This window comes from Streptomyces sp. PL-25 (assembly GCF_058344915.1).
Genome location: NZ_CP136997.1, coordinates 6,978,476 through 7,004,407 on the forward strand (window position 1 = coordinate 6,978,476; position 25,932 = coordinate 7,004,407).

Sequence of the window (25,932 nt, forward strand, 5' to 3'; positions counted from 1 at the left end):
GGTCGGGGATTCAGTCATGGGCGCACGCGTCCCCGCCCTCCAGGAGGAAGGCGTCGGTGGCGAGCAGCGCGTCCGCGACATCGGGCAGGGCGCAGCCGACGATGACGAAGTCGGCGTCGAGCCCGGCCTTGGTGCGCTGGAAGAGGAGTTCGTTGATGGCGGGCCGGCTCATCGCGGTGACCTCGCACAGATGGAACTCCACGCGCTGCGGCTCGGCGGCCATCACCTCGGCCAGGATGCGGCGGAACTTCTCCAGCTCCGCGGTGTCGATCACGCCGGAGCAGCGCACGTGCGCGGTGTCGCCGTCGAACTCGGTGCGCATCCGCAGCCGCATCTGCGCGGCCTCCAGCTCGACGCGCACCCGCACCGGTGCGGCGCCCTCGGGCAGCCGGACGGTCAGCTCCTTGGCGTCGAAGTTGTGGTGCGGGACGCCGTCCACCCACACCCCGGTCAGCTCCACCGAACCGGCGGGCAGCAGATCGGGCGCCACTCGCAGGACCCGCTCGGGCAGGTCGTCCGGGCGCGGCCGGAAGTGCAGGGTGAGCGTGTCGTTGGTGATGAGCAGGCCGGTGTAGGTCGCGGCCAGGTAGCACAGCTCCAGCGAGTGGTAGCCGGCCATGGAGTGGCTGCCCTTGAGGCGTTCGGTGCCGAGCAGGTACGGGATGCCGTTGGCCTGCACGTTGAAGTACACGCCGCCGTCGTCGTTGTCGAGGAAGAAGGCGTTGTGGAACGAGGCGGCCTCACGGGCCAGGCGCAGATGCTCCGGGTCGCTGGTGGTGCCGGCCAGGATCAGATAGGCGAGGATCGCCTGCTCCTGCTGCCACCACGCCTTGCGGTCGTGCCACACCATGCGGTGCATCCCGCTGTCCGGGTCGGCCTTGCGCTCGACCACGTCGTACCAGCCGCCGCGCAGCTGGTCGCTGCCGACCGCGGGCATGATCTGGCCGATGCGCTCGGCGAGCGCCCCGTAACTGTCCTTGTCGAACAGGGCCTTGATCCGGGTCAGGTTCCAGGCGATCTTGAGGTTGTGGCCGACGACGGCCCGGTCCTGCTGCCAGCCCCAGGTGCGGTCGGGCGACCAGTCGGCGTGGAACCGCTCCTGCACGAACGGGCTGTTCGGCTCGTCGGGGAAGCGCTCGACGATGGTGTCGGCGGTCTCCTCCAGCAGCCGCGCGAAGTCCTCGCGCCCGGTGGCCAGATAGGCGTTGATCAGGTAGGCCGGGGCGTGGTCGCCGATCGAGTTCCAGTTCTTGCGCGACCGGTTGGGGCCGAGCGCGTCGGCGTGCGGGTCCAGCGTGATCGGGTCCAGGTGCGAGAAGAACCCGCCCTGCTCCCGGTCCCGGAAGAACTGCTCGAACAGGGCGACCGTGCGGTCGATGTCCTCCAGGATCCGCGGGTCGCCGGTGATCCGGTACGTCTGGGTCGGGCCGGCGAGCGCGTAGATCTGCTCGTACATCGGGATCGCGTCGACGTCGTCGCCGAACTCCGAGGCGTAGACCTTGCGCTGGCCGCCCGGGGTGACGTCGATGCCGTGGTACCAGTAGGCGAACCCGTCCCGGGCGTCGGCGACCCGCATGTGCTCGCGCAGATACTCCGTGCCCGACTCGGCCGCGTCCAGGAACCGGTCCTCGCCGGTCAGCAGATACGCGGTCGACAGCCCGTAGACCAGCCGGGAGATGGTGTCGGTCTCCTGGCGCACGTCCGCGCCGTCGAAGTCGGGCAGGTGCGTGCCGTGCAGGGTCAGGTTGGTGCGGAACCTGCGCCAGTCGAAGACGCCGTCGGGGAAGTGGCCGCGCAGATAGAAGTCGGCGATGGCCGCCGCCTGCTGCACCCACCACGCCGGGTGCTCGAAGACATAGGCGCCGCGGTGCTCCTCGGGGAAGGTGATCTCCTTGGCCTCGAACCGCTCGCCGTTCTCCCACTCGTAGCAGATGCCGTACGCGAAGACGTAGCGGCCCTCGGCGAGCATGTCCAGGGTGGCTTCGGTGGTGTCGCGGTAGGGGTCGCCGAGGTTGCGCACGATGCGCGAGGCGACGTTGCGGGGCAGGTGGACGGTGAACTCACGGTCGTCCGAGGTGCGCAGACCGAACCGGCGGCCGGTGGGGCTGAAGTAGGTGACGTAACCGGCGAGCGTGTCGGAGAACGTGCGGCGACGTGCTGCGGATCCACTCATCGGGGATAGTCCTTCGCGTCAGACAGGGCCGCGAGCAGCACGACGCTGCGGCCGTGGGCATGGAAGGTGTGGTCGTCGTGGGGCTCCTCATGGCCGGCCGGAAGCAGGTCGCGCGGGCCGGCCTGGGCGGTGTCCAGGACGCGGTGCCAGCGGTGGCCGCGAATCCGCGGCAGTTCGAAGTCAAGGCCCAAGTGGTACATGTTCAGGATGAGATGCAGGTCGGGATCGCCGTCGAACCCGCCGAGCGTGCAGGCCAGGACGCGGGCGTTGGTGTCCTCCCAGCCGGGCTGCTCCAGCCGGGTGCCGTGCCAGGTGATGTCCGGCAGCCGACGGGAGTTGAGCCGCCCGGTGTAGAAGTGGGGCGCGCGGAAGGTGCGGTAGCGGCGGCGCAGCCCGATCAGCCGCCGCACGAACTCGAAGGTCTCCTCCTCCTTCTCGGCCTGGTCCCAGTCGAGCCAGGACGTCGGGTTGTCCTGGCAGTACGCGTTGTTGTTGCCGTTCTGGCTGTTGCGGAACTCGTCGCCCGCGAGCAGCATCGGCACGCCCCTGCTGAGCATCAGCACGGACAGCAGGTTCTTGATCTGCCGCACCCGCAGGCGCTCCACCTCGGGGTCGTCGCTGGGGCCCTCGGCCCCGCAGTTCCAGCTGAAGTTCTCGCCCGCCCCGTCGGTGTCGGCCTCGCCGTTGGCGTAGTTGTGCTTGTGGTCGTAGCTCACCAGGTCGTTGAGGGTGAAGCCGTCGTGGCAGGTGACGAAGTTGATGCTGTTGGTGGGCAGTTCCTTCTGCGGCCCGAACAGGTCCTCGGAGCCGCCGAGCCGCTTGGCGAGGTCGCCGACGACCCCGGCGTCGCCGCGCACGAAGCGCCGCACGTCGTCACGGAACGGGCCGTTCCACTGGGCCCAGCGCTTCCCGGGGAAGCGGCCCACCTGGTAGAGGCCGCCACCGTCCCACGGCTCGGCGATGATCTTCGTCTCGGCGAGCACCTTGGACAGCTCGATCGCCCACAGCACCGGCGGCACCGCCATCTCGTAGCCCTGGTCGCCGCGCGACAGCTCGGAGGCGAGGTCGAAGCGGAAGCCGTCGATGTGGTGCTCGGTGACCCAGTACTCCAGGGACTCGATGATGAACTTGGCGACGAAGGGGTGGTTGGCGTTGACCGCGTTGCCGCACCCGGTGAAGTCCATGTAGTGGGTGCGGTCCTGCGGCCACAGGTGGTAGTACGCCTCGTTGGCCTGGCCGCGGAAGCTGATGGTCGGGCCGAACTCGTTGCCCTCGCTGGTGTGGTTGAAGACGACGTCGAGGATCACCTCGATGCCGGCCCGGTGCAGCGCCTTCACCATGTCCCTGAACTCCGCTATGTGGGTGTTCAGATGGGGCGAGGTGCAGTAGCCGGTGTGCGGCGCGAAGAAGCCGTACGGGTCGTAGCCCCAGTAGTTGTGCAGCGGGGTGCCGTCCGGCCCGGTGCGCAGGACGTGCGTCTCGTCGAAGTCGAAGACGGGCAGCAGCTCCACGGCCGTCACCCCGAGGCGCTTGAGGTGCGGGATCTTCTCGACGACCGCGGAGAACGTCCCCGGGGCGGCCGCCCGTGACGTGGGCGACGCCGTCAGACCCCGCACGTGCATCTCGTAGATGACCGTGTCCTCCATCGGCGTGCGCAGCGGCTGGTCGCCCTCCCAGTCGTAGTCGTCCAGATCGACGACCAGGCTGCGCATGCACGTCTCGACGTTGTCCTGGAGGCCGATCGCGAGGGTGCGGTTCCAGCGGGAGTTGATGTTGGCGCGGGCGTACGGGTCGAGCAGCACCTTGCGGTGGTCGAAGCGGGCGCCGGTGCGCTTGGTGTCGCGCGGCCCGTCCATCCGGTACGCGTAGACCTGTCCGGCGCCGATCCCGGCGACATGGCAGTGCCAGAAGTGGAAGCTGCGGTGCTTGTCCGGGTGCAGGTGGATGGTCCGCGAGGGCTGCGGGTCGTCGCACTTGTCGAAGAGCAGCAGGTCGACGCGGGTGGCGTGTTCCGAGAAGACGGAGAAGTTCACTCCGCCGTCGACGACGGTGGAACCCAGAGGCTGGGGACGTCCCGCGGAGATCTGCGGCGCCTCGGTCATGGTGGTCTCCGTTTTCGTGACAGGTGGGGCGTACGGGGGCCGGGTCGGTGAGCGGGCTCAGGCCAGGGCGCGCAGCGGGGCGGTCTCGTCCACGCTGAGCCCGGCGAACAGTTCCTCCCAGTCGCCGGGGGCGCTGCCCGCGCCATTGCGCATCTCGAAGGTGAGTCCCTTCGCGGACGGGCAGTACAGGGCCTGGACGCAGGCCTCGGCGACGTCCTGGAGGGCGACGTAGCCGTCCCTGCGGTCGCCCTGCTCCAGATGCACGCGGCCGTCGTCGGCCAGCTCGGAGCGGTCGGTCAGCCAGCCGGGACGCACGATCGTGTAGTCGAGGCCGGAGGCGCGGACCGCGTTCTCCCCGGCCAGCCGCCAGTCGAGCATCCGCCCGTAGGCGTTCATCGGATGCTCGGGGCGGGTCACGTGCCGCTGGCTGACCAGCACGAACTGGGCGCGTCCGAAACCGTCCTGGCGCAGCAGCGCGTCCAGGGTGTTGAGCACCCCGGAGTGCAGGGTGCTCTGCGGGCTGTCGGGGCCGGTGGTGTCGGTGCCGGGCTCCACGGTGTAGACGACGGCCGAGCAGTCGCGCAGCGGGACGGTCAGGGACTCGGGGTCGCGGACGTCACCGAGGAAGAACTGGGCACGGGGCGGCAGATGGCGCTGGGCGCGCTGCTTGCTGCGGCCGATGACCCGGACGCTCTCCCCGCGGTCGAGCAGCTTGCGGGTGACGATCCGGCCGACCCGGCCGGTGCCGCCGATCACGGCGATGGCAGTGTTCACGTGGGCTCTCCTGAGGGGGGAGCAGGGGTGTGGTTCACACCCACTGCAAGATGTCGTCCGAGCTGGTGAGCTGGGTGCCGCTGGGCACTCCCGAGACGGCCGGCACGCGCAGCCGCGGATAGACGCTGACGCCCGACAGCCGCGTGCCCGACCAGAGCTGGGCGCCGTCGCCCACGGCGGAGAGGGCTTCGAGGCGCACCGGGGTGCGGGCGTCGGAGCGCACCTGCACCATCGGGCCGACGTAGGAGTCGCTGATGTGCGCGTACGCGCCGATGACGGCGGAGTCGCCGAGCACACTGCCCTCCACCTGGGCGCCCTCGTGCAGGTCGACGCCGTCGCCGACGTCCGTGCCGCGCAGCCGGACGCCCGCGCCGATCTCGACGTGCCGGCCGATGCGCACGCCGGGGCCGATGGCGACACTGCCCTCGGCGATCTTCTGGGCGAGCGTGGTGCCGGTGATGTGGTCCTTGGAGCGCAGGCTGGACTCGTGGATCCAGTACCGGGGCTCGGTGCTGGCCGGGGTGCCCAGGGCGCGGTCCATCTGCGGGTACAGGCCGCCGAGGGCGTCGCCGATGGTGCCCAGGTAGTCGCGGATGTTGCCGAGGTCGCCCAGGCGCGCGATCGGTTCGACGGCCACCCGGTGGCCGAGGCCGACCAGGCGCGGCAGCAGGTCGTTGCCCCAGTCCAGGCGCTGCTGGGCGAGCCGGATGAGTTCGGGGGTGCGCGCGGCGAGGCGGAGCCGGGCGCAGTCGATGAGGTACATCCCGGCGTTGGTGGCCAGGGTGCGCGGTCCCTGCGGCTGGGTGATCTCGGGGAACTCCCGCTCGATGACGGGGAGTCGGGGCTTCTCCAGGAAGCCGCACACCAGGCGCTCGGCGGTGGTGCGCATGACGCCGTACTTGCCGGCGATCTCCTCGGGGGTGCGGGAGACGGCGGCCACGGTGACCACCGCGTCGGAGTCGCGCTGGGCGGCGAGCAGCTTGTCCAGCGAGAACTCGAAGAGCGAGTCGACGGGGAGGACGAGCGCGGTGCCCGTGAGGTTCCACTGCTCCAGATTGTGCAGGGTGGCCGCGCCGGAGCCCACGTTGTACGGGTCGAAGCGGGCCCGGGAGTAGTCGATCTCCACTCCGTAGCGCTCGCCGTGCCCGAGCACCAGCTTGATCTGGCTGCGGTTCTCCACCCCCTGCGCCACTACGTAGAAACGGCGTATGCCCTGATCGCGGCAGGCCTCGACGATCCACTCGATGAGCGGCCTGCCGGCGAACGGGATGAGTGCCTTGCTGCGGATGTAGTCGGCGGACTGGAGGGTGATGGGCTTCGCCCGTTCACCCCGCCCACCGGCCAGAATGATGCCGACCGTGCTGTCGTCCCCCATCGCGTGTTCCGCCCTCCAGGCCGACTTGTCGATGAATCAGATTCAACAGCGTGTGTCATATCAAGTCAAGTGACCTGTCATGTGCGCAGGTTGGAGCGGTGATTACCAGTCAAGTGACCCGTGAGGCGGCGGTCGGGCCGTATGCCCTGGCGACAAGCGGCCCGACGACCTGTTTTCCGGCGCGGGCCGCGCTCCGAGGGCGCCGGAAGTGCGCCGGCCGCCGTGCGGGCGCCCCGCGCACCCGCCTCGCCCGTTCGGCCCATCCCGCCCGCCCCCGGCGGTGTTCCCTCCAACGGGCTACATCCGCTCGTGCGGGACGCGGGTGCCGGGCGAGGGTGGCAGTGGCGTGAAGGAGTGCGGGCAGCCCCCGGGCGCCGCAGCCGGACCCGCCCCGCCCCCCGAGAACGGAGCGCGACCATGACCGCCCAGCCCCACTCCGCCCCGACCGGGGGCGGCTACGGACCGCCCCCGGACCGCCGCGCCGCCTGGGCCGCCGGAGGTGCCGCCTTCGCGGGCATCCTGCTGCTGCTCAACGGCGTCCTGGCGATCCTCCAGGGCATCGCGGCGATCGCCAAGAACGATGTGTACGCCCAAGTCGGCGACTACATCTACGAGTTCAGCCTCACCGGCTGGGGCTGGCTCCTGGTGGTCCTCGGTGCCGTCGCCGCCCTCGCGGGCTGCGGCATCCTCGCCGGGTCGGCCTGGTCCCGCGCCATCGGCATCGTGCTCGCCTCACTGGGCCTGGTGGCGCAGTTCCTCTTCCTGCCGCACGCGCCCGTCTGGTCCGTGATCATGATGGCGATCGACGTGTTCGTCATCTGGGCCCTGGCGGTCTACGAGCCGGACACCGCGCACGGATGACGCCGGCCCTCCCCGGCCCTCAGCCCGCCGAGTGCGCCGAGCGGACCTGGAAGAGCCGCGGCTGCACGTCCGTGGCGATCTTCGCGGCCTGGTCCATGTGGAAGCGGGCCTCGGGGTTGGCGAGCATGGCCCGGTAGTGCTCCTCGGTCTCCCACTGGGCGTAGTTGACGACGCGTTCGCCGTCGAGCGAGGCGTGGAAGTTCGCGTGGAGGAAGCCGGGCTGGTGCCGCATCGTGTCCTCGGTGGCGCGGACGAGCAGCGCGATCAGCTCGTCCTGGCGGTCGGGGGAGACGGTGAAGACGTTGATGAGGGTCGCCACGGGACACCGGGTGTCGACCTGCACGGTAACAGTCATGCCAGTACGTCTCCCCTTACCGGCTGCCGGGTTGTCGCCCGGCGCGCCGCATTCGCCCGATCGGAGCCGCGGCCGGCGGCACGGGCGCGGGCCGGGGCGGCTGCCGGAGCGCAGTGACCCGTTTGTTAGGCTCCCCTCGCCTCCCGCGGGGGAAGTCCGGTGAGAGTCCGGCGCTGACCCGCAACGGTGTGCGCGACGGCCTCGCGGTCCGCCGCGCGAGCCCGATCGCCCGGGGGTGGCGCGACCCGATGACTGCTCGCCGCGGACTGCGAGAGGGGGGCCGCGGCCGGCCGGCCGCAGGGCTGTCTCCTGCTCGACGTCCGGCAGGCGGCCCAGCCGAAGGACGGCCCGCACCGTGCGCCGAAGGACGACCCCCGGCCGGATACCCCTGCCCCCGCTCGCCCTCGGCCTCGGGCTGCTCCTGATCGTCTCCCTGGTGTGCGGCGTCGGCCTCGGCGCCGCACAGGTCACCTGGCCCGACGTCTTCCGCCATCTGTGGGCCGGTCTCACCGGCGGCACCGTGCCCGCCCGGGACGCCGCCGCGTACACCATCGTCTGGGAGATCCGGCTGCCGCGCGTCGTGCTCGGCGCGGTCGTCGGCGCCGGACTCGCCACGGTCGGCGTCGCCGTCCAGGCCATGGTCCGCAACGCACTGGCCGACCCGTTCGTGCTGGGCATCTCCTCGGGCGCGGCGGTGGGCGCCAACGCCGTGATCCTGCTCGGCGCGTTCGCCGGGCTCGGCGTCTGGGCCCTGTCGGTGTCCGCCTTCGGCTCCGCGCTGGCGGCCATGGTCCTGGTCTACGCGGTCGCCCGCTCACCGCGCGGACTCTCCCCGCTGCGACTGGTCCTGACCGGAACCGCCCTGGCGTACGGCTTCGAGGCGATCACCACGGTCATGGTGTTCGGCGCGGCCCGGGGCGAGGCGGCCCGCTCCGCCGTGATGTGGCTGCTGGGCAGCCTGGGCGGCGCCACCTGGGCACAGGTGCCGCTGGCCGCCGTCACCGTCACGGCCGGCTGGCTCTGGCTGCGGGCGCGGGCCGAGGCGCTCAACGCCCTGGCCATGGGCGACGAGACCGCCGCCGCGCTCGGCGTCCCGCCCGGCCGGCTGCGCCGGGAGATCTTCTTGGTCACCGCGGCCGTCACCGGGACCGTGGTCGCCGTCAGCGGCGCCATCGGCTTCGTCGGCCTCATGGTGCCGCACGTGGTGCGCATGGTGGTCGGCGCCGACCACCGCAGGGTGCTGGTGGTCGCGCCGCTGGCCGGAGCCGTCCTGCTCGTCTGGGCCGACGTGGTCTCCCGGATGCTGCTCGCCCCCGCCGAACTCCCCGTCGGAGTGATCACCGCCGTGGTCGGGGTCCCCGTGTTCCTGCTGCTGATGCGGCGGGGCGGCTACGCGTTCGGAGGCCGCTGAGCATGCGAGTCGACATCGAGGACGTGACGGTCGAGGCCGCCGGTGTCCGGCTGGTCGAGGACATCCGGCTCACCGCGCCGGACGGGGCGTTCGTCGGGCTCGTCGGACCCAACGGCAGCGGCAAGTCGACCCTGCTGCGCACCGTGTACCGGGCGCTGCGGCCCGCCTCGGGCACCGTCCGGCTCGACGGCGCGGACCTGCACGCGATGAGCCCGCCGGCCGCCGCGCGCGTACTGGCCGCCCTGCCCCAGGAGTCGAGCGCCGAGTTCGACTACACGGTGGCCGAGGTCGTCGCCATGGGCCGCACCCCGCACCGCGACCGCACCGGCGCGGGCGACCGCGAGATCTGCGCGCACGCCATGGCCCGCACCGGCGTCGCGGACCTCGCCGACCGCGGCTTCCTCGCCCTGTCCGGCGGCGAACGGCAGCGCGTCCTGATGGCCCGCGCCCTCGCCCAGCAGCCCCGGGTGCTGGTCCTTGACGAACCCACCAACCACCTCGACATCGCCCACCAGCTCGACCTGCTCGCCCAGGTCAGGGAGAGCGGCCTGACCGTGCTGGCCGCGCTGCACGACCTCAACCTCGCCGCCGCCCACTGCGACGTCCTCTATGTGATCTCCCGGGGCCGGATCGTCGCCGACGGCCCACCGTACGACGTCCTGCGCCCCGGCCTGCTCGCCGAGGTGTTCGGGGTGCGCGCCCACCGCGTGCGGCACCCGGAGACCGGCGCCGTCCAGCTCCTGTTCGACCTGCTCCCGCCCACCACCTGAGGACCCCCGCCCATGCGCACCCTGCCCGCCACCGCCCTGTGCCTCGCCGCGGCGCTCACCGCCACCGCCACCGGCTGCGGCGCCCACGTCGAGAAGTCCCCGGCCGCCGGGGCCTCCGCGTCCGCCACGGCCGTCACCCTCACCAACTGCGGTACGCCCGTCACCTACGACAAGGTCCCCGAGCGCGTCGTCACCAACGACGTCGGCATCACCGAGCTGATGTTCGCCCTCGGCCTGGAGGACCGCATGGCCGGCTACGCCATGCCCGACGACAAGGGCGACCTGGACGCCGTGCCCTACAAGGACGCCTACCGCAAGGTGAAGTGGCTCTCCAAGGACCAGCTCACCAAGGAGAACGTCCTCGACGCCCGCGCCGACCTCGTCTTCGCGGGCTGGAACTACGGCTTCCGCGAGGACGGCGGCTTCACCCCCGACTCCCTGAAGAAACTCGGCATCCCCTCCTACATCCTCACCGAGTCCTGCCACAACGGCCGCTCCAAGACCTCCCGCGGCATCATGCCGCCGCTCGACGCCCTCTACGCCGACCTCACGAACCTCGGCCGGCTCTTCGGCGTCGAACAGCGCGCGGCGAAGCTGATCGCCGACTACAGGAAGCAGATCGCCGACGTCCGCGCCAAGGCCCCGCGGGGCACCGGCAAGCCCAAGGTCTTCCTCTACGACAGCGGCCAGGACCAGCCGTTCACCGCGGGCCGCTACGCCGCGCCGGAACAGATCATCACCGAGGCCGGCGGCGTCAACGTCATGCACGACGCCGCGGACTCCTGGACCACCGTCGGCTGGGAGAGCGTCGTAGACCGCGACCCCGACGTCATCGTCATCTGCGACTACGGCGACGTCAGCGCCGAGCAGAAGAAGAAGTTCCTGCTCTCCTACGCCCCGCTGCGCGACGTGTCCGCCGTGAGGAACCGGCGGATCTTCGTCCTCGACTACGTCGACCTGGTGGAGAGCCCGCGCAACCCGTCCGCCGTGGCCCGGCTCGGCGCGTATCTGCGGACCGTCGCGCGGAAGTCGTGACGCGGCCGTGCCGAGAGGACCGGGGTGACGCGCGGCGGCCCGCGCCCCGGGCGGCCGATAGCCTGCGATGCCATGCACGTACTGATCCTCGGCGGCACCGCCGAGGCCCGCCGCCTGGCCGAACTGCTGCACGGCACCCCCGGGGTGCGCACGACCAGCTCCCTGGCCGGGCGGGTCGCCGCGCCCCGGCTGCCGCCGGGGGAGGTCCGCCTCGGCGGCTTCGGGGGACCCGGGGGGCTGACGGCCTGGCTGCGCGCACACGCGGTCGGCGCGCTCGTCGACGCCACCCACCCCTTCGCCGGGACGATCAGCCGCCACGCCGCCCGTGCCGCGGCCGACGCCGCCGTCCCCCTGCTCGCGCTGCGCCGCCCCGGCTGGCGCCCCGGCGCGGACGACCGCTGGCACGACGCCGCCTCGCTGGAGGCGGCGGCGGCACTGCTGCCCGCGCTCGGCCGACGGGTGTTCCTCACCACCGGACGGCTGGGCCTCGCGGCCTTCGCGCACCTGGACGGCCTGTGGTTCCTCGTACGCTCCGTCGACGCGCCCGAGTCCCCGTACCCGGCGCGCATGGACGTCCTGCTCGACCGCGGACCCTTCACCCTGGAGGGGGAGCGCGCCCTGCTGCGCCGTCACCGCGTCGACGTCGTCGTGACGAAGGACAGCGGGGGAGCGGCCACCGCGCCCAAGCTCACGGCCGCCCGCGAAGCCGGTCTGCCGGTGGTCGTCGTCCGGCGGCCGGCCGCGCCCGAGGGCGTCCCGGCCGTGCCGGGACCGGAGGAGGCCGTCCGCTGGATCGGGGAGCTGTCCGCCCGCGCCGCAGGCCGCGGCGGTGACGCGGGCACCGGCCGCTGAGGGCGGCGGCACGCCCGTACGCCCGTCGGGCGCGGGTCACTCGGTCTCGCTCGCGATCGCGTTGACCGCGGCGGCGGCGATCGCGCTGCCGCCCCGGCGCCCGCGCACCACCAGGTGCTCCAGGCCCGACGGGTGCGCGGCCAGCGCCTCCTTGGACTCGGCGGCCCCGACGAACCCCACCGGCACCCCGATGACGGCGGCGGGCCGCCCCGCGCCCTCCTCGACCAGCTCCAGCAGCCGGAACAGGGCCGTGGGCGCGTTGCCGACCACGACCACGGAGCCCGCCAGCCGCTCCCGCCACAGCTCCAGCGCGGCGGCGCTGCGCGTGGTGCCCAGCTCGGCGGCGAGCGCGGGCACGGCCGGGTCGGAGAGGGTGCACAGCACCTCGTTGTCCGCGGGCAGCCGGGCACGGGTGATGCCGCTGGCCACCATCCGCACGTCGCACAGGATGGGCGCCCCGGCGCGCAGCGCCTCGCGCGCGCGGGCCACCACGCCGGGCGAGTACGCGATGTCCCGGACGAGGTCGGTCATCCCGCAGGCATGGATCATCCGGACCGCCACCTGGGCGACGTCGGCGGGCAGACCGGTCAGGTCCGCCTCGGCGCGGATGGTGGCGAAGGACTGGCGGTAGATGGCCGCGCCGTCCTTCTCGTAGACGTGCCGGGGGGAGCGGGGTGCCGGGGTGTTCTTGTCGCTGGACATCGCGGCGAGCATACCGACGCCGTCCCCCGTCGCCGGACCTAGGTCCAAGGCATGATCGGCGCCCCGGGCCTTCTGCTGTTAGCGTGCAGATGCACATGGTTCGCAATAACACGAAGGGCGTCGGACATGCCGATCTACACGCTGCCTGAACTGCCGTACGACTACTCGGCGCTCGCGCCGGTCATCAGCCCCGAGATCATCGAGCTGCACCACGACAAGCACCACGCGGCCTACGTGAAGGGCGCCAACGACACGCTGGAGCAGCTCGCCGAGGCGCGTGACAAGGAGACCTGGGGCTCGATCAACGGCCTGGAGAAGAACCTGGCCTTCCATCTGTCCGGGCACATCCTGCACTCGATCTACTGGCAGAACATGACGGGCGACGGCGGCGGCGAGCCGCTGGCCCAGGACGGCGTGGGCGAGCTGGCCGACGCGATCACCGAGTCCTTCGGCTCCTTCGCCGGGTTCAAGGCCCAGCTCACCAAGGCCGCGGCCACCACCCAGGGCTCCGGCTGGGGCGTCCTGGCCCACGAACCCCTCAGCGGACGCCTCGTCGTCGAACAGGTCTACGACCACCAGGGCAACGTCGGACAGGGCTCCACCCCCATCCTCGTCTTCGACGCCTGGGAGCACGCCTTCTACCTCCAGTACAAGAACCAGAAGGTCGACTTCATCGACGCCATGTGGGCCGTCGTCAACTGGCAGGACGTCGCCAGGCGCTACGCCGCCGCCAAGGAACGCACCAACGTCCTGCTCCTCGCGCCCTGACCGCGCACCCCGGACCGTCCCCCTGGCGCCCGGCCGGACCGTACGATGTGAGCCGTGCGGCGCGAGCGGTGGCGCGGGCACGCGGGCGGGGACGGCGTACGGGGGTACGGAATGCGGGGGCACATCGAGGTGCCGGGCGGTCTGGTGCTGCGGCCCTGGGAGTTCTTTGACGCCCCGGCGGTGCTGCGGGCCTTCGCCGAGCCGCTGATGGAGCGGCAGGCCGACGCGCCCGTCGGCACGGTCGCCCAGGCCGGGCAGTGGATCGCGCGGCGGCGCGAGCAGGGGGAGCGGGGCACCGCCCACGCCTTCGCCGTCGCCGACCGTGACGGCATGGCGCTGGGCGGGGTCGCGGTCGGCCGTGTCGACGAGCGGCACCGCACCGGCTGGATCTCCTACTGGACCACCTCGGCGGCTCGCGGCCGGGGGGTGGCGACCGGCGGCTGCCGGGCACTGGCCGACTGGTGCTTCGGCGAACTCGGACTCTTCCGCCTGGAGTCGGGGCACCGTGTCGACAACCCGGCCTCCTGCCGGGTGGCGCGCGCCGCGGGCTTTGCCGCCGAGGGCGTCCAGCGGCAGAAGCTCGCCTGGGACGGCGTCCGGCACGACGTGGAGACACACGCCCGGCTGGCGACGGACCCGGACCCGGCCGCGCCGGAGGACGCGACGGTGCGGACGGAAAGCCCGGCCCGCGCGGCGCTGTCGGCGCCCACGGCGCAGGTGACACGGCCGGCCCGCCGCCCGGTGTGACCGGTCGGCGGGCCGGTCCGGCGGCCGTGCCGCCGGCCGTACGGGACCGCGCCGGGCGGGTCAGCGGCCGATGCGGATGCGGTGCACCTGGTCCTGGCCCTCCGGACCGGCGCCGGACTTGTCGACCACGTAGGCCGTCCCGCGGTCCACGGTCACATGGTTGGGGTTCGCGCCGGTGGCCAGGGTCTCCACGACGGCGCCCCGGCGGGGGTCGACGACCGTGACGTCGCCGTCCGTGCGGTTGGCCACGAGCACGCGGCCGGTGCGCGCGTCGGCCGCGACGGACAGTGCGCCCGCGCCGGTCGGGATGCTCCTGGTGACGGTCTTCCCGCGCAGGTCGACCACCGAGACGCCGCCCGCGGTCTGGTCGGCCGCGTAGGCGGTGCGGCCGTCGGCGGACAGGGCCACGGAGATCGGGCCGTCACCGGCCGGTATGAAGGAGGGGTCCTTCGCGTAGGGGGAGACGGCGATGAGCCGGTCGCCGTTCAGGTCGGCGGCGTACACCGTGCCCGTGCGCTCGTTGACCGCGAGGCCGGTCGGGGCGGCGCCGTCCACCGTGACGCGCTTCTTCTCCTTGAAGGTGCGGGTGTCGAACGCGACCACGCTGCCGTCGCCGAATCCGCTCGCCCAGGCGAGGTCGTGGCGCTCGTCCACGACGATCTCGCGGGCGTGCGCCACGTTCGGGAGGGTGGCCAGGTGCCTGCCGGTGCGCTGGCTGTAGACGGCGACGGAGTTGTCGCGGGTGTTGGTGGTCCAGACGGTGTCGTGCTCGTCGTCCACGGCGACGCCGTAGACCGCCTCGACCGCGCCGGTGGCCGCGTCGGTGACCGGCGGCGTGTAGGCGGCCCGCACGGACAGGGTGCGCGGGTCGACCTTCAGCAGCGCCGAGGAGGTGACCGGCGGGCGGCCGACGGCGGTGGTGGCCCACAGGACGTGGTTCCGCTCGGAGTACGCCGACTGGTACAGGCCCTTGGCGAGGGCGGCCGAGGCGACGGTCGAGCCGTGCCCGGCGTGGGCGGTGTGGGCGGAGGCCGTACCGGCCAGGAGCGGCGCGCTGCCCGCGGCGAGCGCCACGGCGATCGCGGCGGTGCGGCGGATCCGGCGGGTGACTGAGGACATCTTTTCCCACTTCCGTGTTCGGGCGTGTACGGCACCGCAGGGACCGGTGCCGGAAACAAAGGTTAGCCTAACCTAAGTTGATCAGAGGTCAAGCCGGTCTCCGGTCCGGCCCCGACCGACCGGTTCCCTGAGCGGGAGACAGCGGTAAGGTGAACCTAAGTCGATCAGCCGATCCCTCGTGTCCCCGCACCGGAGCCGCATCGCATGACTGTGACCGCACCGCCCAAGGGCGCCCCGCAGCACCCGCCGCGCCTGGCCCGCCCGAGCGCGCTCCCCCTGCTCGCCGAACCCGCCTGCGCGCTGCCCGGACCGGCCGGCCTGACCCGGTTCTGGGCGGACGTGAGCCGCAGCGGCACCCCGCTGATCGGCCCCGATCCGCTCGGCAGCGCCGACCACCGCGCCGTCACCTTCCTGTGGCGCGGCGGGCCCGGCACCCGCGCGGTCCAGGTCATGCCCAACAAGCTCGGCGACCCGCGCGCCCCGGAGGGCAACGTGATGTGCCGCGCGCCCGGCACCGACGTATGGCACTGGACCGTCCGGCTGCGCACCGACTGGCGCGGCACGTACGACTTCTTCGTCGACGAGGGCGACGGGCCCGCGCCCGGCCACCCGGAGTACTGGCAGTGGCTGCGCCGCAACCGCCGCGCCGACCCGTACAACACCCGTCGGCTGCCCCGCCGCTGGGGCGGTGAGCCGATCGCCTGCGCGGAACTCCCGCACGCGCCGCGCGCGGCCGACTGGCGGCCCCGGCCGGACGTGCCGCGCGGCACGGTGAGCGAGCACCGGGTGCCGAGCCGCCACCTCGGCGACCACCGGCGGGTGTGGCTCTACACGCCGCCGCCCACGGCCGCCGCACCGGCCGAACTCCCCGTCCTGGTCCTGCTGGACGGTGAGCACTGGCACCCGGGCCTCGGCATCGCCCACCTCCTGGACAACCTGATCGCCGACGGCCGCATCCCGCCCGTCGCGGCCCTGCTGCCGGACTCCGTGGACGCCGCCACCCGGTGGGCCGAACTGACCTGCCGCCCGGAGTTCGTGGCCTTCCTGGAGGAGGAGTTGCTGCCCTGGGCCGGGACCCGGCTGCCGCTCACCGCGGACCCCGCGCGCACCGTCGTCGCCGGGCAGAGCCTCGGCGGCCTCACCGCCGCCTACGCGGCCTTCCGCAGCCCGCACCGGTTCGGCAACGTCCTCGCGCAGTCCGGCTCGTTCTGGTGGCCGGACGGTCCCGGGGCCGAGTGGCTGACCGGACAACTCGCCTCCAGCGCACGGCTTCCCGTCCGGTTCCGGCTCTCCTTCGGCGAACAGGAGTGGGTGGCCCTGCCCGCCGCCCGGCGGCTGCGCGAGACCCTGGCCGCCGCGGGCTACGACGACGCCGTCTACCGCGAGTTCAACGGCGGCCACGACTACCTGTGCTGGCGCACCGAACTCTCCGAGGGCCTGACGGCCCTGCTCACCGACCGCTGACTCACCGGCCACTGACCCGGCACGCCCGGGAACCGGAACTCCGGCTCCGGGGCGCGCGGTTCGCACGGTGACGGCCCAACGCGCCGCCGGATACCCCGGAGCCCCGGACTCCGGCTCCCGGCCCCCCCGGTTCGCACGAAGGCCACCCGCAGCGCCGCCGGACGCCCGCCCCGGACCGCCGCCACGCGCCCCCCGCCGCCCGGCGAACCGATGCACGACAACCGGCCTGCCGACACGTCCGTGATCCGGCCGCGCACGGGTCCGTCGCGCACCGGCGCCCCATGCGTCGGACCGCCGCCGTGCCCCGGCCGCCCGTCCGCCGACCGCCGTGCGGGGGCCGGGTGGCGGGGGCGGCCGCGGCACGGCGGTTCGGCCGTGTACCGGTCCGCCGTCCACCGGAGCGCGGGCGCGTGCCCGGCGGCCGTGCGGCGGTGCCGGGGCGGCGGTGCGGGGCGGCGGGCACGCGGCCGGGGCCCGGCCGGGGGACTTGGCGCCGCCGTGTCCCCGGTCGGTCGCCCGCCGGACTGCTCCGCTCCGGGCGTGCGTTCGCGGCCCGGCCAGGTTCCGGGCAGCCGTCCTCGGACGCCCGGCGTACCGGGCCGCCGCCGCGCCTCCCCGTCGCCCGTCCGCCGGACCGCTCCGCTCCGGGCGGCGGGGCGGTTCGGCACGGCCGTGCACCGGGTCGTCGTGCCCGTCGCCGGTCCGTCCGGCCACCGCACGGCGGTTGTCCGTCCACCGGCCGGCCGTGGCCGTGCGCCGGTGGGACGAGCGCGGTCCAGCCACGCACCGGCGGGCCACCGGGCCACCGCCACCGGGCCACCGGGCCATCGCCACCGGCACACCGCTGGGCCACCGAACGACCGGCCGACCGAGCGGCCGTACGGCCGTGACTCACCGTGCCCGTGTCGACGGCCGCTCCTGATCCGCTCCCGTACCCTCCGCACGGCTGACCGGCAGTGCGCACGCCGCCGCGTGGCCGGGCGGTGCCGCCACGTCCAGGAGCCGCCACCCGGCCACCCGCGCGGGCAGCTCGGCGGTCCCCCGGCGGAACGCCGCGAGGCCGGGGCCCGAGAGTCCCTCTCCGGTGGCCTTCACCATCGCCTCCGTACGGGTCCAGCAGCGCGCGAAGGCGGCCGGCCGGGCCTCGTCGGGCAGGGCGGCCAGCTCCGCGCGGTCGGCGGGGTGCAGCGCCGCCGCCGCGTCGGCCGCGAGCCGTGCCGAGGGCACCCGCTCCACGTCCACGCCGACCGGAGCACCGGCGACCGCGAGCATGGCGACCGGTCCGGTGTGCGACAGCGAGAAGTGCAGCCAGGCGCCGTCCGGACCGGCGAGCGCGGGACGCCCGCGCGGCTCCCCGCAGCCGGGGCACGGCAGCCGGATCAGCGGCACCCGTGCCCCCGGGACGCCCAGATAGACGCCGAGCAGCCGGCGCAGCGCGGCATGGGCGGTCACGTACGCCGCCCGCGCGCCGGGGCGGCGCAGGGCCGCCGCCCTGCGCCGTTCCCCGGCGTCCAGCACGGACAGGGCCGAGGGAGGCGTCTCCCGGACGGGGGAGACGCCGGTCGTGGGGGCCCGCACCAGCCAGGTGTGCGGGCCGTCGGCCGGGTCGGGCAGCGGCATCCGGGGCGGCCAGGTCCAGGTGCGCGGCCGCAGCCGCGGCCCCGCCGCGGGGCCCCCGTTCATGATCCGTCCGCGGCGCTCACGCGGTGATCTCCTTCAGCCGGGCCGACAGCACGGACGCCACCGTGTCGAGGTGGTGCTCGCGCAGCAGCTGCGGATGCGTGCAGTCCAGGTCGTGGTTGTCGAGGGCGCCGCCGATGTGCGGGCGCCACGCCTCCCGGGTCAGCCAGTCCTCGGCGCGCGGCGCCGCCGCGGTGAAGAACAGCAGGTCGCCGTCGAAGTGCCGGTGGTGGTGCTCGCGCATCATGCGCGCGTGGTTGGGCACGATGTCGACGATCCTGGACAGGGTGTGCCCGCTCAGCCCGGCGAGCGGGCTGCCTGCCCGGCGCAGGGTGGCCAGCACGTCCTCACGGGTCCGCTCGCCCGCCCGCTCGAAGCCCGCCATGCGCAGTACGGCGGTGAGCGCGTCGCCCTCCTCGGGCGCGGGCCGCTCCCGCCACTGCTCGGCGGGGAAGGCGTCGAGCAGCGCCAGCAGGTCCACCCGCTCACCGGCCTCCCGCAGCCGTACGGCCACGGTGTGCGCGAGGACCCCGCCCACCGACCAGCCCAGCAGCCGGTAGGGGCCGTGCGGCTGGACCTCGCGGATCCGCTCGGCGTAGTCCGCCGCCTGCTCCTCCAGGGTGCGCGGCAGCGGGCTGTCGTCGCCGAGCCCGCGCGCCTGGATGCCGTACAGCGGCTGGTCGGGGCCGAGCCGGGCCGCGAGACCCGCGTAGCACCAGGCGAGGCCGCCGGCCGGGTGCACGGCGAACAGCGGGGGCCGCTCGCCGCCGGCACGCAGCGGCAGGACGACGCCGAGCGCGTCGCGGGCGGCCGGTGCGGCACCGTCCAGCCGGGCGGCGAGCGCCGCCGGGGTCGGGGCCTCGAACAGCGAGCCGATGGTCAGCTCGGTGCCGAACTCCTCCCGGACCCGGGCCACCAGGCGCACCGCGAGCAGCGAGGTGCCGCCCAGGTCGAAGAACGTGTCGTCGGGCCCGATCCGCTCCACGCCGAGCACCTCGGCGAAGAGCCGGGTGAGCGCCGCCTCCCGGGCGTCGGCCGGCTCCCGGTCCCGGGACGTCCCGGCGAACACCGGGGCGGGCAGCTCGCGCCGGTCCAGCTTGCCGCTGGGGCTCAGCGGGAAGGCGTCGAGCACGACGACCGCGTTCGGCACCATGTGCTCGGGCAGCGTGCGGCCCACTCCGGTCCGCACCGCCACCGGATCGGCGTCCCCGGTGACGTAGCCGACGAGCAGTTGCTCGCCGGGCCGGTCCTCGCGCACCAGCGCGCACGCCCCGTCCACCCCGTCCTGGGCGGTGAGCGCCGCCTCGATCTCGCCGAGTTCGATGCGCTGGCCGCGCAGCTTGACCTGGTGGTCGGTGCGGCCCAGGTACTCGACCTCGCCCCGGTCCGTCCAGCGGGCCAGGTCGCCGGTGCGGTACATGCGGCCGCCGGGCGGCCCGAACGGGTCGGCGACGAAACGGGCCGCCGTCAGCCCCGGGCGGCCCAGATAGCCGTCGGCCAACTGCCGTCCGGCCAGGAACAGTTCACCGGGCACCCCGGGCGGGCAGGGCCGCAGCGCCGCGTCCAGGACGTGCAGGCGGGTGTTCCACACCGGCCGCCCGATCGGCACCGGGCCCTCGTCCGCCGGGTCGCAGGCGTGGTGGGTGACGTCGACGGCGGCCTCGGTGGGCCCGTACAGATTGTGCAGTTCCACGCCCGGCAGGACGCGCGCGAAGGCGTGCGCGGTCTCCCGGGGCAGCGCCTCGCCGCTGCAGAACACCCGCCGCAGCGCCGCCCGGCAGTCGCCGGCCCGCGGCCCGGCCAGGAAGACCTGGAGCATGGAGGGCACGAAGTGGCAGGTGGTGACGGCCTGTCCGGCGATCAGCCGGGCCAGCTCCACCGGGTCCTTGTGCACACCGGGACCGGCGACGACCAGGGTGGCGCCCTCGCGCAGCGGCCAGAAGAACTCCCACACCGACACGTCGAACGACGACGGCGTCTTCTGGAGCACCCGGTCGGCCGGGGTCAGCCCGTAGGCGTGCTGCATCCAGCGCAGCCGGTTGTCGATCGCCCCGTGCGACACCACCACGCCCTTGGGCCGGCCCGTCGAACCGGAGGTGTAGATGACGTACGCCGGATGCGCGGGCGTCAGCGCGCGTGCCGGGGTCACCCACGGCGAGTCCGGCAGGCCCAGCCCGTCCAGGACCACCAGCGGCACGTCCGCCTCGCGCGGCAGCCGTCCGGCGCGGTCGGTGACGGCGCACACCGGCACCGCGTCGCCGAGCATGTACGCCAGCCGCTGCTCCGGGTAGTCCGGGTCCAGCGGCAGACAGGCGGCGCCCGCCTTGACCACCGCGAGCAGGGCGACCACCAGCTCCACCGAACGCGGCACCGACACGGCCACCACGGCTCCCGGCCCGGCGCCCAGCCCCTGGAGGTGGTGCGCCAGCCGGTTGGCCCGTACGTCCAGTTCGGCGTACGTCAGCGAGAGCGTGCCGTCGGTGACGGCGACGGCGTCCGGGGTGCGGGCGGCCTGCGCCTCGATCGGGCCGACCAGTGTGGTCGGCGGGACGGCGCGGGCGGTGCGGTTGAACTCCTCCAGCACGAGCGGGAGTTCGGCGGCTCCGGCGATGCCGAGGGCGGCCGTGGGCGCGTGCGGATCGCACTGCGCGACCTGTTCGAGCAGATGCAGCAGCCGCTCCTGGTGCGTGGCCAGCGCCTCGTCGTCGTACAGGGCCGGGTTGCCGTCGTGGTCGATGGCCAGACCCCGCCCGTCGGCGCGGTCGTAGACGTTGACGGTGAGGTCCTCGACCGGTCCGGCGGACAGGTTGCGGGCGCGGACCGGGGCGCCCGCGAAGTCCACGCCGTAGTCGAACGGCATGACGTTGACCAGCGGACCCACCAGGGCGCGCTGCTCGCCGAGCAGTCCGAGATCGCGCCGGATGTCCTCGTAGCGGTAGCGCTGGTGCCTGCGCACCTCGCGGACGCCGAGCACGACCTGCCGCACCAGCGCGGCGAAGGTGGCGCCCGGCGTGACGGCAAGGCGCAGCGGCAGCACGTTCATCACCATGCCGGGCACACGCAGCGCGGCCGAGCCCATCCGGCCCATCATGGGCAGACCGAGCACCACGTCGGGCCGTCCGGTCGCCCGCGAGACGTACAGCGCCTGCGCGGCGATCAGCACGTCCGGCCAGGTGGCCCGCAGCCCGGCGGCCTGCTCGCGCAGCCGCTCGGTGGCGGCGGGCGAGAGCCGGGCCCGGCGCCGGTGGAAGGTCCGCGCGGCCAGCGCGCCACGGCCCGCGAGCCGCGGCACCTCCGGACGGTCCGCGAACGCGGCCGTCCAGTACGCGCGGTCCGCGGCGAACGCCTCGGAGGCCCGGTAGGCGGCGTCGTCCCGGACCAGGTCGGCCAGGTGCCCGAACCGCCCCGGCGGCACCTCCTCGCCGCGGGCGAGCGCCGAGTACACCTCGGCGGTGCGGCGCACCAGCAGCGAGTAGCCGAAGCCGTCCATGGCCAGATGGTGGATGCGCTGGTACCACAGCCAGCGGTGCTCGCCGAGCCGGAACAGGGCGTGCCCGAACAGCTCTCCGGCGGCCAGGTCGCAGGGCTCGGCCAGATCGGCGCGCATCCACGCCTCGGCCTGCCGCGCGGCCTCCTCCATGTCACCGGCGGCGCGCAGATCCCGTACGGTGAGCGGGAGTCCGACCGCGGCGCGGACGTACTGGCGCGGGCCGTGCGGGCCGTCCTCGACGCGGATGCGCAGCGCGTCGCTCTCCGCGACGACCCGCCGCAGCGCCGCCGCGAACAGCTCCGCGTCCAGCGGGCCGTCGATCTCCAGGCACTCGGCGGTGTTCTGGGCGGGGCTGAGCGGGTCCAGCGCCTGCGCGAACCACATGCCCGACTGCGCGGCGGTCAGCGGCAGTTCCCGCTCCCCGGCGCCGGACTCCGCTCCCGCCGGGGCGCCGGGCCCGCCGGTGAGCGTGGTGGTCACGCGACCCCCAGCAGGTCGGCCCAGGCCGAGACGGCGGGCCGCTCGGCGAGGTCGGTGAACTCGGCCGTGACGGCGTGCTCGCGGCGCCAGCGCTCCAGCAGCGCCATGATGCGCACCGAGTCCAGGCCGTGGTCGAGGAGGTCCTCGTCGACGGGGATGTCCGCCGGGTCCTCGCCGAGGCTGTCGGCGATGTCGTTGCGGATCTGGTCCAGGGTGAGGGCCATGCCGCTCACACCTCCTCGAAGAGCGCGTCGGTGGTGGTCACGACCGCGCAGCGGCCGGCGGCCCAGCGCAGGGCCATCTCGTGGTCGGCGCGGGAGAAGTCGGCGACCGCGTCGGCGACGACGAACGCCTGGATGTCGCGCATCCACGCGTCGCACGCCGTCATCAGCACGCCGATGTGCGCGTACACGCCGACGATCAGCAGCTGGTCGCGCCCCCACCCGCGCATGCGGGCCTCCAGGTCGGTGCGGGCGAACGCGCTGTACTTCCACTTGGTGAGCAGCGTGTCGGCGGGCTCGGGCGCCACGGCGCCGGGCACCGCGAGCGCCTCGGGGTCGTCGGCGACCCCGGGGCCCCAGAAGTCCAGCTGGAGACCGCGCTCCTCGGCGCTCTGCCCGCCGCGCTGGACCGAGTAGACCACCGGCACACCGAGCCCGCGGGCCCGCTTCAGCACCCGGGCGCTGTTGTCCAGCATGCCCGTCAGCGGCTGCGCGCCGGCCGGGAACGCGGACAGGAAGTGCTGCTGGAGGTCGTGCACCAGCAGGACGGCGCGCGCCGGGTCCGCGGACCAGGACACCCGGCCCTCGGGCAGCTCGTCCGCGGTGGGCAGGGGATAGGAGGGGATGGAGGGAAGTGCCATGGGTGGGGCCTCTCAGCGCTGCTCGGCGGTCGACCGCTGGTGCTTCTTGCTGACCTTGCCGATGCCGGTCTGCGGGAAGGTGTCGACGAACTCGACGAGGTCGGGGACCTTGTAGGCGGCGACACCGCGTTCGCGGACGAACCGTTTGACGGCGGCGGGCCGCAGCGGCTCGGCGCCCGCGCGCAGGATCACATAGGCCAGGGTGCGTTCGCCCAGGAACTCGTCCGGCACGGCGACCAGGGACACGTCGTGCACGGACGGATGGCCGAGGATGATGTTCTCGATCTCCTCGGCGGCGACCTTTTCACCGCCCCGGTTGATCTGGTCCTTGGCCCGGCCCTCCACGACGAGGTGCCCGCTCGGCGTGCGGCGCACGATGTCACCGGTGCGGTAGAAGCCGTCCTCGGTGAACGCGGTGCGGTTGTGCTCGGGCGCCCGCCAGTAGCCGCGGATCGTGTAGGGGCCGCGGGTGAGGAGATGCCCGAAGGCGCCCTCGGGCACCTCGCGTCCCTCGTCGTCGGCGATCCGGATCTCGTCGTCGGGGGAGATGGGCCGCCCCTGCGTGGTGACGACCGTCTCCGGGTCGTCGTCCAGCCGGGTGTAGTTGACCAGGCCCTCGGCCATGCCGAAGACCTGCATCAGCCGGCAGCCGAGCGCGGGTTCCAGTCGGCGGGCCGCCTGCTCGCTGTACTTGGCGCCGCCGACCAGGACCAGTTCCAGGCTCGACAGGTCGTACGCGCTCGCGGGCGCGGCGTCGGTCCACACCAGGGCCAGCGGCGGCACCAGGCCGGTCATGGTGATCCGCTCCCGCTCGATCAGCGGGAAGGCGGTGCCCGGGTCGGGCGCCGGGCACAGCACGGCCGTGCCGCCCGCGTACAGCACGCCGAGCCAGCCCGGCGAACTCATCGGGAAGTTGTGGGCGGCGGGCAGCACCACGAGGAAGCGGGTGTCCGCGTCGACGCCGCAGATCTCGTTGGAGCCGCGCAGCGAGTAGAGGTAGTCGTCGTGGGTGCGCGGGATCAGCTTGGACACCCCGGTCGTCCCGCCGGACAGCTGGAGGAACGCCAGCTCGTGCGGGCGCGGGCCCTCGGGCTCGGCGGCCGGTTCGCACGGGACGTCGGCCAGCGGGGTGTGCGCGCCCGCCTCGCCCGCCACGAACACATGCTTGAGGCCGGGCGTGCGCTCCTGGATCCGGGTCGCCAGCTCCCGGTGGTCGAAGCCGCCGTGCACGTCCGGGATCACATAGGCGACGGCCTCGGAGAAGGAGCAGAAGTGCGCGATCTCCGTCTCCCGGTGCGCGGGCAGCGCGTACACCGGCAGCGCGCCGATCCGGAACAGCGCGAAGACGACCTCCACGAACTCGCCCCGGTTGGGCAGGTGGACCACCACGCGGTCGCCGCGGCCGATGCCGCGCGCCGTGAACCCGGCGGCCAGCCGGTCGGCGGCCCGGTCCAGTTCGCGGTAGGTCCAGGTGCGGCGCTCGGGTGCCGGGTCGACGAGGGCGACCCGGTCGGGGTGGGCGGCGGCCCGCTCGCGCAGCATGCCGCCGAAGGTCTCGCCGCGCCAGTACCCGGCCGCCCGGTAGCGCGCGGCGAACTCCTCGGGCCAGGTGGGCGCGTCGAGTCCCGGGGTGAGGGCGGAGCCGGTCACAGCGCGGCCCCCACGGCGTCCAGGAAGGTGCGGAACTTCGCGGCGGTCTCCGCCGTCTCGGCCTGCGGCGAGGAGTCCGCGACCACGCCCGCGCCCGCGAACAGCCGCAGCGTACGGCCCTCGGCCTCGGCGCAGCGGATGGTCACGACCCACTCGCCGTCGCCGTCCGCGTCCTGCCAGCCGACCATGCCGGTGTACGCGCCCCGGTCGAAGGGCTCGGACGCGGCGATGACCGCGCGGGCGGCGTCGGTGGGCGACCCGCACACCGCCGGGGTCGGGTGCAGCGCGCAGGCCAGGTCGAGCGCGGTGACGGCCGGGTCGGTGACCTCGCCGGTGACCGTGGTCGACAGGTGCCACATGGCCGCCGTCCGTACCAGCGTGGGCCGTTCGGGCACCTGGAGCTGCCCGCACAGCGGTTCCAGGGCGCGCCGGACGGCGTCCACGACGACGGCGTGCTCGTGCAGGTCCTTCGGCGACTCCAGCAGCGCCACCGCCCGGCGTACGTCCTCGGCGAGGTCGGCGCTGCGCGGCGCGGAGCCGGCCAGCGGGTTGGCGGTCAGCAGGGCGCCTCGGCGGGCGACGAGGAGTTCCGGGCTGGCCCCGACCAGGGTGCGGCCGCCGCCGCCGGGCAGCGCGAAGGTGTAGCCGGCGGGGTCGCGGCGGGCCAGCCGGTTGAGCATGGCGGGCAGGTCCGGCTCGTGCGCAGCGGTGAGTTCCAGGGTGCGGGCGAGAACGACCTTGTCGAACTCGCCGTCCCGCATCCGCCGTACCGCCGCGGCCACGGCCGCCGCGTACTCCTCGGGCGCGGGCCGCTCGCGCACCTGCCAGCCGGCGCCGTCGGCCGGCTCGGGCGCGGGCAGCGCGACGAGCGGGTCGTGGCGCAGCGCGGGCGCGCGGCGCACCGACTCGGGCACGGCGAGCGCGAGCGGGCCGTCCGGGGCGAACGGCACCGAGCCGAGGACCAGCGGGGCGCTCTCGCCCGGCCGCCGCAGGGAGTGCAGGAGTTCACCCACCCGGCCGGGCAACGGGTCGCCGCCGTGCGGTACTTCGGCGGCCGTGCCGGTGCCGAGGAGGGTGCGGTGCGGAGTGGCGAGGAAGCGGTCGGATCCGGCCCGGTAGGCGTCGAGCAGGGCGACCGCCGCCCCGGGAGCGGGGTCGGCGGGCGCGGACTCCACGGCGCCGAGGCCGGGTTCGCGCAGGGAGGCAGTCATGGGGTCTCCAGGCAGTGGGGGCACCACGGAGGATGCGGGCGGTGCCGGTGC

General features: G+C 74.1%; 20 protein-coding genes and 1 pseudogene. 8 read left to right on the plus strand and 13 right to left on the minus strand.

Annotation, left to right across the window (positions count from 1 at the left end):
* Positions 1-10 precede the first annotated feature (10 nt).
* The 4 genes from R4Z62_RS30795 to R4Z62_RS30810 are packed head-to-tail and all read right to left on the minus strand — an operon-like array spanning position 11 to position 6,424.
* Positions 11-2,173, minus strand: a complete 2,163-nt coding sequence (locus R4Z62_RS30795; RefSeq protein WP_064536665.1) for an AGE family epimerase/isomerase — start codon at positions 2,171-2,173, stop codon at positions 11-13.
* Positions 2,170-4,275: a glycogen debranching protein GlgX gene (gene glgX / locus R4Z62_RS30800; protein WP_064536667.1), complete on the minus strand. Its 2,106-nt coding sequence runs from the start codon at positions 4,273-4,275 to the stop codon at positions 2,170-2,172. Before glgX ends, R4Z62_RS30795 begins: the two co-directional genes overlap by 4 nt.
* Before the next feature lie 57 nt (positions 4,276-4,332).
* Positions 4,333-5,049 (minus strand): SDR family oxidoreductase, encoded by a 717-nt coding sequence (locus R4Z62_RS30805; RefSeq protein ID WP_064536669.1) that lies wholly within the window; start codon positions 5,047-5,049, stop codon positions 4,333-4,335.
* A gap of 34 nt (positions 5,050-5,083) precedes the next feature.
* The gene (locus tag R4Z62_RS30810; protein ID WP_064536671.1) at positions 5,084-6,424 is read right to left on the minus strand and encodes a sugar phosphate nucleotidyltransferase; all 1,341 of its coding nucleotides are present in this window, start codon (positions 6,422-6,424) and stop codon (positions 5,084-5,086) included.
* A gap of 417 nt (positions 6,425-6,841) precedes the next feature.
* On the opposite strand from R4Z62_RS30810, the gene R4Z62_RS30815 reads away from it, so the two are divergent.
* Positions 6,842-7,285: a DUF7144 family membrane protein gene (locus tag R4Z62_RS30815; protein WP_355478509.1), complete on the plus strand. Its 444-nt coding sequence runs from the start codon at positions 6,842-6,844 to the stop codon at positions 7,283-7,285.
* 19 nt (positions 7,286-7,304) lie between these two features.
* Here the strand turns inward: R4Z62_RS30815 and R4Z62_RS30820 are convergent, their stop codons facing one another.
* A complete protein-coding gene (locus R4Z62_RS30820; protein WP_491521513.1) occupies positions 7,305-7,640 on the minus strand; it encodes an antibiotic biosynthesis monooxygenase family protein in 336 nt (111 codons plus the stop codon).
* 355 nt (positions 7,641-7,995) lie between these two features.
* Here R4Z62_RS30820 and R4Z62_RS30825 point away from each other — a divergent pair, with 355 nt between their 5' ends.
* The 4 genes from R4Z62_RS30825 (at position 7,996) to R4Z62_RS30840 (ending at position 11,708) form a co-directional block, all read left to right on the plus strand.
* Positions 7,996-9,051, plus strand: coding sequence for a FecCD family ABC transporter permease (locus R4Z62_RS30825; RefSeq protein WP_064536677.1), 1,056 nt, complete (start codon positions 7,996-7,998; stop codon positions 9,049-9,051).
* A 2-nt stretch (positions 9,052-9,053) separates the two neighbouring features.
* Positions 9,054-9,821 (plus strand): ABC transporter ATP-binding protein, encoded by a 768-nt coding sequence (locus tag R4Z62_RS30830; RefSeq protein WP_491521514.1) that lies wholly within the window; start codon positions 9,054-9,056, stop codon positions 9,819-9,821.
* A 12-nt stretch (positions 9,822-9,833) separates the two neighbouring features.
* Positions 9,834-10,856 carry an ABC transporter substrate-binding protein gene (locus R4Z62_RS30835; RefSeq protein WP_491521515.1) on the plus strand — a complete coding sequence of 341 codons (1,023 nt, stop codon included), beginning with the start codon at positions 9,834-9,836 and terminating at the stop codon, positions 10,854-10,856.
* 72 nt (positions 10,857-10,928) lie between these two features.
* Positions 10,929-11,708, plus strand: coding sequence for a cobalt-precorrin-6A reductase (locus R4Z62_RS30840; protein WP_491521516.1), 780 nt, complete (start codon positions 10,929-10,931; stop codon positions 11,706-11,708).
* 36 nt (positions 11,709-11,744) lie between these two features.
* Here the strand turns inward: R4Z62_RS30840 and R4Z62_RS30845 are convergent, their stop codons facing one another.
* Positions 11,745-12,410, minus strand: a complete 666-nt coding sequence (locus R4Z62_RS30845) for a precorrin-8X methylmutase (RefSeq protein WP_491521517.1) — start codon at positions 12,408-12,410, stop codon at positions 11,745-11,747.
* Between the two features lie 126 nt (positions 12,411-12,536).
* On the opposite strand from R4Z62_RS30845, the gene R4Z62_RS30850 reads away from it, so the two are divergent.
* Both R4Z62_RS30850 and R4Z62_RS30855 read left to right on the plus strand, forming a co-directional pair.
* Positions 12,537-13,178 carry a superoxide dismutase gene (locus R4Z62_RS30850; RefSeq protein WP_064536683.1) on the plus strand — a complete coding sequence of 214 codons (642 nt, stop codon included), beginning with the start codon at positions 12,537-12,539 and terminating at the stop codon, positions 13,176-13,178.
* Between the two features lie 111 nt (positions 13,179-13,289).
* Positions 13,290-13,817, plus strand: a pseudogene (locus R4Z62_RS30855) (GNAT family N-acetyltransferase); the annotation flags it as partial.
* A 168-nt stretch (positions 13,818-13,985) separates the two neighbouring features.
* Here R4Z62_RS30855 and R4Z62_RS30860 read toward each other — a convergent pair.
* Positions 13,986-15,044: a YncE family protein gene (locus R4Z62_RS30860; protein WP_491521518.1), complete on the minus strand. Its 1,059-nt coding sequence runs from the start codon at positions 15,042-15,044 to the stop codon at positions 13,986-13,988.
* Between the two features lie 204 nt (positions 15,045-15,248).
* On the opposite strand from R4Z62_RS30860, the gene fes reads away from it, so the two are divergent.
* Positions 15,249-16,508, plus strand: coding sequence for an enterochelin esterase (gene fes, locus R4Z62_RS30865; protein ID WP_355479127.1), 1,260 nt, complete (start codon positions 15,249-15,251; stop codon positions 16,506-16,508).
* Between the two features lie 891 nt (positions 16,509-17,399).
* On the opposite strand, the gene R4Z62_RS30870 is transcribed toward fes, so the two are convergent.
* The 6 genes from R4Z62_RS30870 to R4Z62_RS30895 are packed head-to-tail and all read right to left on the minus strand — an operon-like array spanning position 17,400 to position 25,881.
* The gene (locus R4Z62_RS30870; RefSeq protein WP_355479125.1) at positions 17,400-18,191 is read right to left on the minus strand and encodes a 4'-phosphopantetheinyl transferase family protein; all 792 of its coding nucleotides are present in this window, start codon (positions 18,189-18,191) and stop codon (positions 17,400-17,402) included.
* A 16-nt stretch (positions 18,192-18,207) separates the two neighbouring features.
* Complete coding sequence (locus tag R4Z62_RS30875) at positions 18,208-22,158, minus strand: amino acid adenylation domain-containing protein (protein ID WP_491521519.1); 3,951 nt, start codon at positions 22,156-22,158, stop codon at positions 18,208-18,210.
* A complete protein-coding gene (locus R4Z62_RS30880; protein WP_355479121.1) occupies positions 22,155-22,382 on the minus strand; it encodes a phosphopantetheine-binding protein in 228 nt (75 codons plus the stop codon). Before R4Z62_RS30880 ends, R4Z62_RS30875 begins: the two co-directional genes overlap by 4 nt.
* A 5-nt stretch (positions 22,383-22,387) precedes the next feature.
* Positions 22,388-23,020, minus strand: coding sequence for an isochorismatase family protein (locus tag R4Z62_RS30885; RefSeq protein ID WP_064536700.1), 633 nt, complete (start codon positions 23,018-23,020; stop codon positions 22,388-22,390).
* A 12-nt stretch (positions 23,021-23,032) separates the two neighbouring features.
* Positions 23,033-24,670 (minus strand): (2,3-dihydroxybenzoyl)adenylate synthase, encoded by a 1,638-nt coding sequence (locus tag R4Z62_RS30890; protein WP_491521520.1) that lies wholly within the window; start codon positions 24,668-24,670, stop codon positions 23,033-23,035.
* Positions 24,667-25,881, minus strand: a complete 1,215-nt coding sequence (locus R4Z62_RS30895; protein WP_491521521.1) for an isochorismate synthase — start codon at positions 25,879-25,881, stop codon at positions 24,667-24,669. Before R4Z62_RS30895 ends, R4Z62_RS30890 begins: the two co-directional genes overlap by 4 nt.
* Positions 25,882-25,932 lie beyond the last annotated feature (51 nt).

Excerpts from the sequence above, each read along its gene's own strand:
- R4Z62_RS30795 (WP_064536665.1), bottom strand. The coding sequence starts at position 2,173 with ATGAGTGGATCCGCAGCACGTCGCCGCACGTTCTCCGACACGCTCGCC.
- glgX (WP_064536667.1), bottom strand. The coding sequence starts at position 4,275 with ATGACCGAGGCGCCGCAGATCTCCGCGGGACGTCCCCAGCCTCTGGGT.
- R4Z62_RS30810 (WP_064536671.1), bottom strand. The coding sequence starts at position 6,424 with ATGGGGGACGACAGCACGGTCGGCATCATTCTGGCCGGTGGGCGGGGT.
- R4Z62_RS30815 (WP_355478509.1), top strand. The coding sequence starts at position 6,842 with ATGACCGCCCAGCCCCACTCCGCCCCGACCGGGGGCGGCTACGGACCG.
- R4Z62_RS30820 (WP_491521513.1), bottom strand. The coding sequence starts at position 7,640 with ATGACTGTTACCGTGCAGGTCGACACCCGGTGTCCCGTGGCGACCCTC.
- R4Z62_RS30830 (WP_491521514.1), top strand. The coding sequence starts at position 9,054 with ATGCGAGTCGACATCGAGGACGTGACGGTCGAGGCCGCCGGTGTCCGG.
- R4Z62_RS30835 (WP_491521515.1), top strand. The coding sequence starts at position 9,834 with ATGCGCACCCTGCCCGCCACCGCCCTGTGCCTCGCCGCGGCGCTCACC.
- R4Z62_RS30840 (WP_491521516.1), top strand. The coding sequence starts at position 10,929 with ATGCACGTACTGATCCTCGGCGGCACCGCCGAGGCCCGCCGCCTGGCC.
- R4Z62_RS30845 (WP_491521517.1), bottom strand. The coding sequence starts at position 12,410 with ATGTCCAGCGACAAGAACACCCCGGCACCCCGCTCCCCCCGGCACGTC.
- R4Z62_RS30850 (WP_064536683.1), top strand. The coding sequence starts at position 12,537 with ATGCCGATCTACACGCTGCCTGAACTGCCGTACGACTACTCGGCGCTC.
- R4Z62_RS30860 (WP_491521518.1), bottom strand. The coding sequence starts at position 15,044 with ATGTCCTCAGTCACCCGCCGGATCCGCCGCACCGCCGCGATCGCCGTG.
- fes (WP_355479127.1), top strand. The coding sequence starts at position 15,249 with ATGACTGTGACCGCACCGCCCAAGGGCGCCCCGCAGCACCCGCCGCGC.
- R4Z62_RS30870 (WP_355479125.1), bottom strand. The coding sequence starts at position 18,191 with ATGAACGGGGGCCCCGCGGCGGGGCCGCGGCTGCGGCCGCGCACCTGG.
- R4Z62_RS30880 (WP_355479121.1), bottom strand. The coding sequence starts at position 22,382 with ATGGCCCTCACCCTGGACCAGATCCGCAACGACATCGCCGACAGCCTC.
- R4Z62_RS30885 (WP_064536700.1), bottom strand. The coding sequence starts at position 23,020 with ATGGCACTTCCCTCCATCCCCTCCTATCCCCTGCCCACCGCGGACGAG.
- R4Z62_RS30895 (WP_491521521.1), bottom strand. The coding sequence starts at position 25,881 with ATGACTGCCTCCCTGCGCGAACCCGGCCTCGGCGCCGTGGAGTCCGCG.